This window comes from Floridaenema evergladense BLCC-F167, from assembly GCF_041929205.2.
Taxonomy (GTDB): Bacteria; Cyanobacteriota; Cyanobacteriia; order Cyanobacteriales; family Aerosakkonemataceae; genus Floridanema; species Floridanema evergladense.
In genome coordinates, this window is sequence record NZ_CM171625.1 from 2061494 (window position 1) to 2075429 (window position 13936).

The following is a 13936-nucleotide window of genomic DNA, read 5'->3' on the forward strand; positions in this document are numbered from 1 at the left end:
CGATCGATGATATGGTTAATGTATCTCAGAATACGGTCTAAGATTACAGAAAGATTTACTTGTATAACTAACTTAGTGTTTGTTGGTAAATAAGGCGATCGCAAAATGTCTCCAAAACTTCCCAGACGACAATTTATCTACTACGCTTCTGTTACTTTTGGCACTAGTTTACTCCTCAAAGCTTGTGCTAACAATCCTAATTCTACTCCACCAACAGCAGGTAATACAACTAGCAACAATAGCGCTGTTAGTGACACAAAAAAATTCAAAATAGCGATGGTTTTGCCAGGAATTACTACTGACAAAGCATGGAATCAAGCGGGTTTTGAAGGGTTGAATACAGCGAAAAATAAACTAGGAGTAGAAACCGCTTTTGTCGAAAAAGTAGCGCAAGCAGATCAAACAGAAGCTTTATCCGATTTTGCCAGACGCGGTTACAATTTAATATTTGCTCATGGGGGACAATTTGATGCAGCAATTCAACAAGTAGCACCCCAATTTCCCAAAACATTTTTTGTCGGTGTAAATGGTGCAATCAAAGGTGCAAATATGGCATCTTTGCGAATCGATCATTTACAAGCAAGTTATATTTGCGGCATCATTGCTGCTAACATGACAAAATCAAATAAACTTGCCTATTTATCAGCACAATCTTTTCAAGCAACGGATGAAGAATTGCGGGGATTTCAATTAGGTGCTAAATCAGTTAAACCAAACATTCAAATAACTCCCAGTTACACAGGTGATTGGAATGATGCAGCGAAAGCAAAAGAAGCATCTTTAGCTTTAATTTCATCAGGCGTTGATGTAATTTATCAGTGGTTAGATAATGCTTCGCCAGCAGTTTTACAAACAGCAGCAGAAAAAGGAATTTATACTTTCGGAAATACAACCGACCAATTAAGCATAGCACCAAAAGCAGTATTAACTAGTGCTGTCAAAAGAATTGATTTAGCCATTGCTTATCTAGCTGATTTAGCAACCAAAAATAGTCTCCAAGGCGAAATTTATACAATTGGTTTAGAAAGACCAGAAATTCTTTATATAGGTGAATTTGGTACAATGGTTCCTAAAGATTTACAACAAAAAGCACTGCAAACCAAACAAGCAATGTTAACCAAAAAAGTAATATTTGAACCTTGTCAAGAAAATGGTAAAAGTACCCGTTGTGTAAAGCAAGCATAATTTTAGGTACGTTGTTGCGCTTTAGCGCTCTAACCCCAGTGGTAATAAGAGCGCTAAAGCGCAACAACATACCCATTTCTAAATAAAATTCTCTTTTTCTTCTCTCTGCGTCTGTAGCGGTTTCATAATGAAATGACTTACTTACGACTAGAAAATATTACTAAATCCTTTGGTAATTTTATCGCCAATGATAATATTAACCTAACCGTTAATCAAGGTAGTATTCACGCTTTACTTGGGGAAAATGGTGCTGGCAAAACTACTTTAATGAATATCCTTTGCGGACTTTATCAACCAGATGCAGGAAAGATTTATTTAGAAAATAAACCAGTACAAATTTCCTCGCCTGCGATCGCAATTAAGCAGGGAATTGGCATGATTCACCAACATTTTATGCTAGTACCCCAACTCACTGTCACCGAAAATATAATTCTCGGAACTAAGCTAGATTTAAGGTTAAATTTGCCAGAAAAAAGTCAGGAAATTTCCCAATTAGCTAAATCTTTTAATTTAGATATCGATCCTTTAGCGAAAGTCGGAGATTTACCTGTAGGGATACAGCAAAGAGTAGAAATTTTAAAAGCACTTTATCGCCAAGCCAAATTATTAATTTTAGACGAACCAACAGCTGTATTAACTCCGCCAGAGGTGAAGAATTTAGCAAGAATTTTGCGGAGATTGGCGGATAGCGATCGCACGATCGTCTTCATCAGTCACAAATTAGAAGAAGTGATGAACCTCTGCGATACCGTAACAGTTTTGCAACGAGGAAAAGTAGTAGCAAATTTAAACATTAAAGAAACAAACTCCCAGGAACTAGCTAGATTAATGGTAGGAAGAGAGGTGTTATTTCAAGTAAATAAACCTCCTCATTCTTTTGGAGATATCGTGTTAGAAGTGCAGAATTTACAAGTACGCGATGAGAGAGATTTACCTGTAGTAAAAGATGTCTCTTTTCAACTGCGTTCAGGGGAGATTTTGGGAATAGCGGGAGTAGATGGAAATGGACAGCGAGAATTAGCAGATGCGATCGCTAATTTACGCCAAATTTCCGCCGGAACAATTAGCAAAAAAACTACCAAGAAAACCCTAGCTTACATTCCCGAAGATCGGCAAAAAATGGCGTTAGTCATGGGTTTTAGCATTGCTAAAAATTTAATTCTCAAAGTCTTTAAATTATTACCTTTTTGTCGCCGTTGGTTACTGCAATATGGGGTAATTAATCATCATGCCAATGCAGCAATAGAAAACTTTGATATTCGCGCCGAAAATCCCGCCATTAAAGTTAGCCAACTTTCAGGAGGAAATCAACAAAAAGTAGTTTTGGCGAGGGAACTTTCAGGAAATCCCGACTTAATTATTGCCATGCAACCAACCAGAGGTTTAGATGTCGGCGCGACAGAATATGTACAGGGAAAATTGTTAGCAGAAAGGGAAAGAGGCGCAGCAATTTTATATATTTCTACCGAGTTGGAAGAAGTCATGGCAATGAGCGATCGCATTGCGGTAATCTATGAAGGAAAATTCGTTGATATTCTAGACGCAACTAACGCCACTGTAGAACAAATTGGTTATTTAATGACTGGTGGAGTGGTGCAAAAATATTAGTCTTAGCAAATCATTGAGCATTTTGTTTCGGTGGATTTGAACCTTCCGAACCATCAATTGTATTTTTCCATTCCACAGAAACTACTTTGGGATTACCCCTAATTCTTTGATTAACACTACCTTCAAAATTCACTGTTCCTCCAGGTGCAATAGTACCAGGAACTTCCCGCGAACCTGTTTCAATTACCCGTTCTTCTGTTGGTTCTCCATCGGGTGTAGTATTGCGGACAATAGCAAAATTTACTTTGACATTTGTCACCGGATTATTAGTATTATTTACCACTACACCCCGCACAGTTCTACCCCGAAAAACACTGCTAATTTCAGTAACAGCAACCTCGCCTGTAATTGCAGAAGTTGTTGCTGTTGCTGCTGGCGTTGGTGGAGTGAAAGTTGCAGTGGTTTGGGGTGTAGCTACTGGAGTATTTGTCGCACTAGCAGTACAATATGCAGGAGGCCAATTTTGTTGAATTCTGGCTCTAGAATTAGCTAATGTTTGGATTTGGCGACGATAACTTACTAATTGACTTTCCAGTTGTGGTACTCTAGCTCTCATGCTGTCTAAAATGCGAATTGCTTTTCGCCATTGTTGAGTGCAAATTGCTTGTTTTAATTCGGCATTTAGTTCGGCGTTGATGTCAGTTTGAGATAAACTCGGACTTACTGATAATCCCAGAATGGCGATCGTGGCGACGCTAACTAAAAATTTCCGTTTCATAATGTTTATCCAGTAACTAGCATTATCATAAATTAAATTAAATCTACAATCTAAAGTTGCCCATTCCCGCAATTTAACGATGACAAAAAAACAGCTAATTTTACCAATTCTGCTACCAATTTTATCTCCAATTGCGGCGATCGCATCCGCCTTACTCGTCGGTGCAATACTAATCGTTTTAAGTGGCAATAATCCTGTCACCGCTTATACAGTCCTCTTCAATGAATCACTGACAAACTATTATGGTTTTGGCAGCACTTTGACCAAAACTGCACCTTTATTATTAGCAGGTTTAGGAGTTTTGGTAGCTTTAAAAGCAGGACAATTTAACATTGGCGCAGAAGGGCAAATTTACATGGGTGGACTCGGTAGCACCTTGGTTGGGTTATATTTGCCGGGATTACCTGCGTGGATTCACCTACCCTTGGCGTTATTGGGCGGATTTCTGTTTGGGGGAATTTGGGGCGGAATTCCCGGATATTTAAAAGCTGTACGGGGTGTGAATGAAGTAATTACTACTTTATTGCTTAACTATGTTGCTTTGAATTTAGTAGGTTACTTGGTACAACAGCCCTTGATAGAACCCGGTGCGCCTAGTCCGTATTCTCCCTTACTTACAAAAACATCATGGTTGCCGATTATACTACCGCAGACTCAAGCCCATGCCGGAATTTTAGTCGGGTTAATAGCGGCGATCGCTTTGTGGGTGGTGTTGGCGCGATCGCCTTTAGGATACCAAATCGAAGCGGTGGGAATGAACCCCACAGCGGCGCGATATGCGGGAATGTCGGTAACGCGCACAGTTATGCTGGTGATGGCGTTGGGAGGAGGGTTAGCGGGGTTAGCAGGTTCTTCAGAAGTTTTGGGGTTGAGACATCGGTTGTTCGATCAGTTTTCGCCTGGGTATGGGTATGATGCGATCGCGATCGCTTTTTTGAGTCGCGGAAATATTGCGGGAATTGTGGCAACTTCCCTATTTTTTGGCGCACTTCGCAGCGGCGCAAATGTCATGCAACGCAGCGCAAATGTTCCGGTGACTGTGGTTTATGCAATTCAAGGTTTAACTGTGTTATTTATTGCGATTAGTTTTGCTTTGGAAAGAAGGTTTAAGGGATTTTTTAAACCGCAGATGAACGCAGATGAACGCAGATGATTGCAAGAGTTATTGGTTTAGGGTTCAAAAAAATCCATAAAACTTGGTAATCAACCCAAATTTAGCATTACAATTTTGGCAAAATTCACATTTATTTCTTCTTCTATCTGCGTTCATCTACGGTTAAATTTTCTTTAATTTTATGGACAATCTCAACTTTTTCACCGATTACCTAATTGCCAGTTTACGCCTCGCAGTTCCTCTAGCTTTTGCTGCTTTAGGAGGACTTTTTTCGGAACGTTCAGGAGTAATTAATATTGCGTTGGAAGGAATGTTATTATCTGGCGCATTTGCCAGCGCTGTCGGAGCATTTTTTACGGGTAATGTTTGGTTAGGGTTACTATTAGCAATTATCGTTGGGGGAATAGTCGGACTTTTACACGCTTACCTATGTGTTAGTTTGAGAGTCGATCAATTAGTATCAGGATTAGCAATTAATCTCACTGCTGTTGGTTTAACTTCTTTTTGGGCAAGAATATTATTTAATAGTGGACAAGCGCAGAAGTTACCTGGAATTAATGCGATCGCCATTCCCGGATTAAAAAACATCCCAATTCTCGGTTCTTTACTATTTAATCAAGACCCGTTAATTTATTTATTATTCCTCTTAATTCCCTGCACCACCTATCTATTATTTCGCACTAGTTTGGGTTTGTCTTTGCGGGCGGTTGGGGAATATCCTCGTGCTGCTGATACTGCGGGAGTTTCTGTTAGTTTGGTGCGTTATATAGCCGTGATAATTAGCGGTTGTCTCGCCAGTTTAGGGGGAGCTTATTTAACTTTAGTTCATGTGAATTTCTTTGTCGAAGGCATGAGTGCTGGTAAAGGTTTTATCGCTTTAGCTGCTTTAATTTTTGGCAGATGGCATCCTGTCAACACTGCTTTAGCTTGTTTGTTATTCGGCGCAACTGAAGCTTTACAATTGCGAATTCAAGCCTTTAATTTGAATATTCCTTATCAATTTTTGGTGATGTTACCTTATATAATCGCTTTGTTAGCTTTAGTAGGATTAGCCGGAAAATCTACCCCTCCCGCTGCACTTGGTAATCCTTACGTTCCTGAAAGTCGTGATAGTTGAGGAATTTGCGCGATCGCACCAATTAACATTTTAATCTATTCTTGAAATGTGAAACGCTTTCAGAGTTCGTAAGGCTTTTTATTTGCTAAAATTGCTTGGAGAAAGATTGCTCGCACAAACAACCTAATTATTATATGTCAATTATCAGGCTCTCCCGTACTCATGGTGATAAGTAAACCTAATTAATTAGCCAAATGCTTACTCCACAAGGTTTCCCAGTCCCTAATCCCCAGTCCCCAGTCCCTAAAACCAGAGTTTTCCACCACAAGACGGGAGAGCCAAACTTTTGGGGAGAGCCAGGAATCGGATTCAGTTTAACCTTTCGCTAAAACTCCATTTAAGAAAATATCAGCAATACCTTCAGCCATTTCTTTCATCTGTTGGGGTGAAGCTTGCGGTTCCATAATTGTATTGTGGCTGAAACCTGCGATCGCAAACATTCCCACAAATACCTGCGCCACAATTCGCGGATTCATCTTTCGATAAATCCCCTTTTCCATCGCCGTTTCAAAGAAAGCTTCTGCCACATTCGTCATTTTATCAATTACTTCCGACTGAACTCGATCGCGCAAATCTTCATGAAACTGCGCTTCCATAAAACAAACTCGCATTAAATCGCTATTTTTATGGAAATTCAACATCCTTCGCCGCATCACCTGTCCTACAGCTTCATAGCTTCCCATCTCACTTAATTCTGTCAGTAAATCCGTGAGAATTTCCACCCAACCTTGAGTCGCTACTTCAATTAAAATCGCCTTCTTATTGGCAAAATGTCTAAACACAGTTCCTTCAGCTACTCCCGCTGCCGTAGCCAAATCGCGAGTCGTTGTGCCATCATATCCCTGACGAGCAAATAACTTTTGTGCCGCCTTAATAATTCGGTTGCGTGTCGCATCTTCTGACTGAGACTGAGGATTTCTGTGCAAAATTCCCATAGTAGTAATTTGTTTATCTTAATTTGAAGTGAAACCTGATTAAATATGGCTGAGTTCGACCCTTAAATCATTAATTCCCGTTGCTAATAACCTATAGATGAAGTATTAGCATTTTATTCAGCTATAATTACTTAATATTAACCTGTCCTTGCCATAATTGCCTCTATTTTGTAAAAATAATCTTTAACTCTAAACTAGAGCGATCGCACAAAACTTTACTTTTATTTAGGAAAAAACATCTTAACCAGACCTATTTTCTCGCCAAATTATGCTATCTATAAACTCCTTAAATCAATAAAAATGTGATTTCCTCGTCCTCAGTTTCAATTTTGTAAATTCCTTAAGTTGTTACTGACACAAAAAATCAGCATAATTACTAGATAGTCACTAAAAAAACATTCGTAGGGGAGCAATTATCAAACTAGCATCCCCATAGTTCGATTTGGGAAAACAATGTCTCTATCCTCTTTCATGCTTAGGTTCATCTCCTTTCTATGTGCTGTGATGCTGTGGTGTGGAATAACACCGGAAATCGCCCTGGCACTCACCCAAAATCCAGCAACAGCTGATTCAATTCAGCCATATCTAGACCGAGTTATGCAGCGCATCACCGAGTTTAAGTTAGATAATGGCATGAAATTCATCGTCTTAGAAAGAAACCAAGCACCAGTAGTTTCTTTTCTCACTTATGCTGATGTCGGAGGTGCCAACGAACCAGAAGGTAAAACTGGCGTGGCACACTTTTTAGAACATTTAGCTTTTAAAGGTACCACACGCATCGGCACCAAAGATTACAAAGCAGAAAAACCTATCTTGGACAAATTAGATAGTTTATGGCAACAAATTCAATCAGCTAAAGCCGCAGGTAAACAACAAGAAGTTGCTAAATTAGAAGCAGAATTTCAGAAACTTGAAGCCCAAGCATCTGAACTTGTCAAACAAAATGAACTAGGTCAAATTGTCGAAAAAGCTGGCGGTGTCGGGTTAAATGCTACTACTTCTACCGATGCAACTCGCTATTTCTATAGTTTCCCATCTAATAAACTCGAATTATGGATGTCTTTGGAGTCGGAACGATTTTTAGACCCCGTATTTCGCGAGTTTTTTAAAGAGAAAGAAGTCATCCTAGAAGAACGCCGAATGCGAGTAGAAAATTCGCCAATTGGGATGATGTTGGAAGCTTTCATTGATAAAGCTTATACAGAACATCCTTATCGTCGTCCGGTAATTGGTTACGATCGCGATTTGCGAAATTTAAGCAGGGAAGATGTCGCAGAATTTTTCCAAACTTACTATGTTCCTAATAACCTAACATTGGCAGTAGTTGGTGATGTTAAAGCAGCGGAAGTAAAGCGACTTGCCGAAATTTATTTTGGTCGTTATCCAGCTAAACCTAAGCCGCAAAGTACTTTAAAACCTGAACCAAAACAAACAGAAACTAGGGAAGTAACTTTGCGTTTGCCCACTCAACCTTGGTATTTAGAAGGTTATCATCAACCAGCAATGAATCATCCCGATTATGTAATCTATGAATTAATTGGGAGTTTGCTAAGTGAAGGACGGACTTCTCGTTTGTATAAGTCTTTAGTGGAACAACAAAGAATTGCTCTCACTGCTCAAGGTTTTAGCGGTTTCCCAGGTGATAAATATCCTTCCATGATGTTATTTTATGCTTTAACAGCACCCGGTCATTCTGTTGATGAAGTTGCGAAAGCTTTGCAGTCAGAAATTAATAGATTGAAAACTGAGCCTGTTTCTGCTAAGGAATTGGAACGAGTGAAAACTCAGGCTAGGGCAGAGTTATTACGATCGCTAGATTCAAATTCTGGGATGGCTTCTTCGTTAGTAGAATATGAAGTGAAAACAGGTAGTTGGAAAAATCTTTTCAAAGAGTTGGAAACTATAGAAGCTGTGACTCCAGCTGATATTCAACGAGTAGCTAATACAACTTTTGTGCCAGAAAATCGCACTATTGGTCGTCTGCTACCGAAGGAGGGTTAATCATGATTGAACCGCAGAGACGCAGAGGACGAAGAGGGAATTTTTTCATGTCACGGAAAGGTTTAAAAGTTAAGAAACGGAGAGGTTTTTCTTTGTTGAAGATACGTTATAAATGGGTTGTGGGAATTTTTGGTTTGGTAGTTGCTTTGGGTTTTTTACTTTTTAATTTTAATTTTTCGGTAGCAGCAACTCCAGCCAAACATTACACAGAATTGACATTTCCGCCATTGCCAGCAGTTAAAGTTCCGGCTTACACTCGTTTTCAATTAAACAATGGCATGATCGTGTATCTGATGGAAGATCGCGAATTGCCTTTGGTTAGCGGATCGGCTACAATTCGCACTGGCGATCGCTGGGAACCAGCTGATAAAGTCGGTTTAGCTGGAATTTCTGGCGCAGTAATGCGGAGTGGCGGAACTAAAACCCATCCACCTGATGAATTAAATCAATTGTTAGAACAACGCGCCGCTTCTGTAGAAACTGCGATCGGGGAAGTTAGTGGTAGTGCTAGTTTTAATTGTTTAAGTAAAGATTTGCCCGAAGTTTTTAGTTTGTTTGCTGAAATACTCCGCGAACCAGCTTTTCCTGAAGACAAAATAGAATTGGCAAAAACTCAAGTTAAAGGTGATATTTCCCGGCGTAATGATAACCCAGATTCGATCGCAGGTCGGGAATTTCAAAAGCTCATGTATGGGGAAAAAAGCCCTTACGCCCGGACTGTAGAATATGCCACCGTTAATAATATTTCCCGCGCCGATTTGCAGAGTTTCTATCAACAATATTTCTATCCCAACAACATAATTTTAGGCATTGTGGGAGATTTTGATAGCAAAGTTATGCGTCAATTGATTGAAAGTAAGTTCGGTGATTGGCAAAAAAATAATCAGTTGAAAGTTCCTCCTTTACCAGAAGTTTCCCAAGCAAAAGTAGGCGGAATTTTCTTTGTAAACCAGCCTCAAATGACCCAAAGTTATGTACAAATAGGACATTTAGGCGGTTTATTTAATAATCCTGATTATCCGGCTTTAGATGTGATGAGTGGGGTTCTGAATGGTTTTGGTGGGAGATTGTTTAACCAAGTGCGATCGCGCCAAGGTTTAGCCTACAGTGTTTATGGTGCTTGGAGTCCCCGCTTTGACTACCCAGGTGTCTTTGTCGCAGGTGGACAAACTCGTTCCGACGCTACCGTACCCTTCATTAAATCCATCCTCGCAGAAATTAAACGCATCCAAACCGAACCAGTCACCCCAGAAGAACTCGCCCTCGCCAAAGATTCAGTACTTAACTCCTTCGTCTTTAACTTCCAAAAACCCGCCCAAACACTCTCCCGGTTGATTCGCTACGAGTATTTCGGCTACCCCCCCGACTTCCTCTTCCGCTATCAGCGCAACGTCGAAGCAACCACCGCAGCTGATGTTCAGCGAGTCGCCCAGAAATACCTCCAACCAGAAAAGTTAACCACTTTAGTAGTAGGTAATTCCTCTGGAATTCAACCTCCACTAACAACTTTAGCCGCAGAAGTTACCAACGTAGATATCACAATTCCACCACCTACAACGGCTGCATCAAAACAATAAATTCACAAAAAATCAAAAATTTTGGGAGAGGAGTTAAGGCTTTATCTCCCAATTTTTTTGATTTTCTAATACCAATTCTCTATGAAGATGCGCTTAATTCACCCCACCCCGTCAACAGGGAGGGGCTAATGATTAAGCGCAATATTACAGAGAATCGGTATAAGTTGCATAAATAGTGTCAACTCCTAAACCTATCTAACAACTCATCTCGCGATAATTCTATCAGCAATCGGGTAAATTCTTCTGGTGGTAATTCTAACAAAGGTTCGATAATTGACCTCATTTCCTGATCCAAAACACCAAAGCGAACTCGCAGCATATTTTCCACAACTAAGCGTTCGCCTTGCTGAATTCCTCTTTCAATACCTTGCTGAATTCCTCTTTCAATACCTTGCTCCAAGCCTGATTGTACAGCTGCATCCAACCTTTCTAAATAAAGTGGCGATAATTCCATAATTAACTCCCTATCTTCTGAATCTAAATTTTGATTAGCTTCTAAGGTAACGCGCAGGCTATATAATAACTCTAGCGCATTAATTCGTAAGGGATTATCTTCTGCTAGTGCAACTAGTTCATTAATTGCTTGGGTTTGTGTTCTTCCCTTACCAAGAATTCTTAACCATAGTGTTTCTGCTGTGGGGGGTAACTGGTGGATGGCTACGATCGCAGTTTTAAAATACTCAGGAATAAAATAAATTCCTGGTAGCCAGTTTTCTAGATCGGGAATTGCTCGACAGCCATCTAATAAAAGTGGTGAGGCGGTGGGAGTAAGAATCCATAAGTTTGGTAATTCACTGTCATTGATGCGACTATTTGACCGTTTTGCTTGACGTTCTAAATCCGCATAAACATCAAATAACTTACTCATGCAACTGCGAACTTGGCTAGCAGTAACTGCATTGCGAAATGGTTCAAAAATAGCTGGTTTTGTAGCAAATCTTCCTAATAATCCCAAGGTTTCCGATGCTGTATTTAATGTTGATGACGGGGTAAACCATACATCAATTTCTCTCACTTCTCCAGCAACGTTGCGGCTGGTTTCTACTTGTCCTAAAGGGGTTAATAATTCTTTTAAGTACTCTTTAGCAAATTGGTCGTGTGGAAACCTAGTCATCATATTTAAATTTAAAAAATTCTGATTTTATCTTCGCCATTTTCAGATTAGATTAAGATATCTAAAAAACCTGGTTTTGTCGTTAAATTGCTATAGTCTTTGTTGCGAGTTACATAACTCCATAAATCGCCCAAATTGCCATCCCACGCAAATAATAACTAGCGCGAAAAGTACCCGCAGCAGTAATAGCTTCTGGGGTACGAAATTGCAAACCATTTTGGTAAATCTGCTGAACTACGGCTTCCGTAATTTGCCATGCTTCCTGCTGCATTCCCATTTGCCACATAAAAGCAGAAACACCAAAATTAATACCTGTCCAAATTTCTAAAGGATGGGTAGCTTTAGGATTTTCTGGGGAACCATCAGGTTTAACACCATTAGCAGCGCCAAGGGGTGAATTAGGAAATTGCTTACTTGCTTGTAAATTATTGAATTTTACGAAACAGGAATCATAAACTTTTTTCAGCGCACTAATAACACATTCTCCGGGTACAATATCGGGTAATCCTAATAACCGACAATAAAACTGACCGCATAATTGATCGGTCATAACTACATCGGAATTACTCTCACTATCCAAGCGATAATATTCACCATTCCACAATTTTTCTTGATAAACTTTTTGAGCTTGTTGATACCAACTCTCATAAATAAGCTTTTGCTTCTCCCAACTCTTCTCTGTGTCCTCTGCGCCTCTGCGGTTTTGAATTAAGATATCACAGATTGCGATCGCACTTTGCAACGCCGCCAACCACAATCCACCACAATAAGCACTCACACCCTGCAACCGCCAATCATCAAAAGTTTGATCCGGCGCACCAGAATTTTCCGGTATCCCATCCCCATCTAAATCAAAAGTTTTCAAATAAGCCAAAGTATTAACAATACTCGGAAAACTTTCCTCTAAAAACTCAATATCCTTTCTTCCAGTAAACACAAAATAACGATAAACTTGCAACACAAAATCGCAGGGTAAATCCTTCCACAAATTACAATCTTGATAACTAGTGTAATTAGTTTTCTCCCAAGGATGTTCGTTAGGTGCACCTAAATCATGGGGAGTTGCATCAGCAATTTTCCGCACAGCTGACGCTTGATTATAACCAATAATTCGCTCTTTATCATCAAAAGTCGGAATTGCCCTAGTATATGCTTCTAACACAGCTTTATCCAATTTAGGCCAAAGCATAACTATTGGAAAAGAACCATAAAGCCTAACATCTAAACTTTCATACCAACGATAATCAATACATTCTAAAATGCCAAATTGACCGATCGGATCGGTTTCCGAAGCAGCAGTCCAAAGAGTTCCCCCACTAGTCAAATTATACAACTCATTAAACAGCGCCATTTTAAACCAATTGGGCAAATCTTCCCGCGATAAAATTGGTTCTTGCCAATCAACAATTCTCTCTTTCCAAGTGTCATAATGCTTCAAAGCAGTGCGAATCATTGACCAAGAATTCTTGCCATTTCGCCCAAAGAAATCTGTGTAACGTCGATAATAATTTACGCCATCAGCAAATTCAGTAATTGGAAAATCCCAAGCTAAAATAAACGGAATTTGGCGCGTTTTTCCCGGTCTAACTGTTACCCTAATTGCCATTGCTACGCCAATTTGTTCTCTGGGATCTGCGGGTATTTCATTTTCTATATCTGGCAAAGAACCATCTTGAGCAAAACTTTGCCAAATATCATTGCCATCACCAGCAGGATTCCAACGAGTGTGATGGAAGATTTCTAAACTTGGATTAGCGAGAGTTGCGATCGCCCATTGTCCCTCTTCTTCTCGCACATCCTCACCCAATCTTACCCGATCCAACAAACAACCAACCCGATATTGTTCCTCAATCCATTGATTAAAATTACCAGTACTATCTCCTATCCTTGGTTGATAATCATAAACCGGACTACCATCATCTCTTACCCGCACTTCTTTAGTTTTCAAATAATTAGTAAACCAACCGACAATATTTTGCCAAGTTATCATAATACTAACAGTAATTGGCTGGTCGGTAGGATTATGAATACTCCAATCAAAAATTGCGATCGGATAAGAACTTTCTTGATAATTCTCTGCCCAAATAGGCGAAAATTGTTCGCAAATTAACTGCGATTTAAACACATTTTCATAAACAAACCAACTGCGCGGATAAAGCGCATGATAAGTTCCCGAATTAATTTCTGGATACCAATTCCAAGCTGACAAACTACCATCTTCCGGCGCTTTTGTACACAAAGTATATGCTTTTCCCGGTTCATTTCCTACCTGTTCAAACACACTAAATTGACAAGCCGGAATATTTTGAAAAGTGTGTTCTCCCGCATCCAAATGCCAAAGATTAAAATCGCCTCGCGAAGAACGACCAATACAACCCGCACCAAACCCACCTAACGGCGCACCATGCCAAGGGCCATCATCTAAATTACTAGAATAGCGAACTTTGTAGTAATTCTCCCAACCAAAACCAATAGCACGTTGCCAAGTATAAGGAGGGATTTTAAATTCGTCGGTCATTGGTTATTTGTCATTAGTCATTGGTCATTTGTTATTTGTTATAGCATGG

Annotated in this window: 10 protein-coding genes; 6 read left to right on the top strand and 4 right to left on the bottom strand. The window is 39.8% G+C overall.

The window, feature by feature from the left end:
* Window positions 1-105: 105 nt before the first annotated feature.
* Together ACE1CA_RS09945 and ACE1CA_RS09950 are read left to right on the top strand one after the other, a co-directional pair.
* On the top strand, window positions 106-1185 hold the full coding sequence (locus tag ACE1CA_RS09945; RefSeq protein WP_413276379.1) for a BMP family protein: 1080 nt from the start codon (window positions 106-108) through the stop codon (window positions 1183-1185).
* A 132-nt stretch (window positions 1186-1317) separates the two neighbouring features.
* Entirely contained in the window at window positions 1318-2793 is a 1476-nt protein-coding gene (locus ACE1CA_RS09950) for an ABC transporter ATP-binding protein (protein ID WP_413276380.1), read from the top strand.
* 10 nt (window positions 2794-2803) lie between these two features.
* On the opposite strand, the gene ACE1CA_RS09955 is transcribed toward ACE1CA_RS09950, so the two are convergent.
* The gene (locus tag ACE1CA_RS09955; RefSeq protein ID WP_413276381.1) at window positions 2804-3511 is read right to left on the bottom strand and encodes a hypothetical protein; all 708 of its coding nucleotides are present in this window, start codon (window positions 3509-3511) and stop codon (window positions 2804-2806) included.
* Between the two features lie 79 nt (window positions 3512-3590).
* Between ACE1CA_RS09955 and ACE1CA_RS09960 the strand changes: the two genes are divergently transcribed.
* Both ACE1CA_RS09960 and ACE1CA_RS09965 read left to right on the top strand, forming a co-directional pair.
* Window positions 3591-4664 carry an ABC transporter permease gene (locus ACE1CA_RS09960; RefSeq protein WP_413276382.1) on the top strand — a complete coding sequence of 358 codons (1074 nt, stop codon included), beginning with the start codon at window positions 3591-3593 and terminating at the stop codon, window positions 4662-4664.
* Between the two features lie 142 nt (window positions 4665-4806).
* Complete coding sequence (locus ACE1CA_RS09965) at window positions 4807-5742, top strand: ABC transporter permease (RefSeq protein ID WP_413276383.1); 936 nt, start codon at window positions 4807-4809, stop codon at window positions 5740-5742.
* 314 nt (window positions 5743-6056) lie between these two features.
* Here the strand turns inward: ACE1CA_RS09965 and ACE1CA_RS09970 are convergent, their stop codons facing one another.
* The gene (locus ACE1CA_RS09970) at window positions 6057-6677 is read right to left on the bottom strand and encodes a TetR/AcrR family transcriptional regulator (protein WP_413276384.1); all 621 of its coding nucleotides are present in this window, start codon (window positions 6675-6677) and stop codon (window positions 6057-6059) included.
* A gap of 471 nt (window positions 6678-7148) precedes the next feature.
* On the opposite strand from ACE1CA_RS09970, the gene ACE1CA_RS09975 reads away from it, so the two are divergent.
* Complete coding sequence (locus ACE1CA_RS09975; protein ID WP_413276460.1) at window positions 7149-8678, top strand: M16 family metallopeptidase; 1530 nt, start codon at window positions 7149-7151, stop codon at window positions 8676-8678.
* Between the two features lie 47 nt (window positions 8679-8725).
* Window positions 8726-10255, top strand: a complete 1530-nt coding sequence (locus tag ACE1CA_RS09980; protein WP_413276461.1) for a M16 family metallopeptidase — start codon at window positions 8726-8728, stop codon at window positions 10253-10255.
* Window positions 10256-10433: 178 nt separating this feature from the next.
* Here ACE1CA_RS09980 and ACE1CA_RS09985 read toward each other — a convergent pair whose 3' ends face one another.
* Window positions 10434-11372: an RpnC/YadD family protein gene (locus ACE1CA_RS09985; protein WP_413276385.1), complete on the bottom strand. Its 939-nt coding sequence runs from the start codon at window positions 11370-11372 to the stop codon at window positions 10434-10436.
* Window positions 11373-11478: 106 nt separating this feature from the next.
* Complete coding sequence (locus ACE1CA_RS09990) at window positions 11479-13887, bottom strand: GH116 family glycosyl hydrolase (protein ID WP_413276386.1); 2409 nt, start codon at window positions 13885-13887, stop codon at window positions 11479-11481.
* Window positions 13888-13936: the final 49 nt, after the last annotated feature.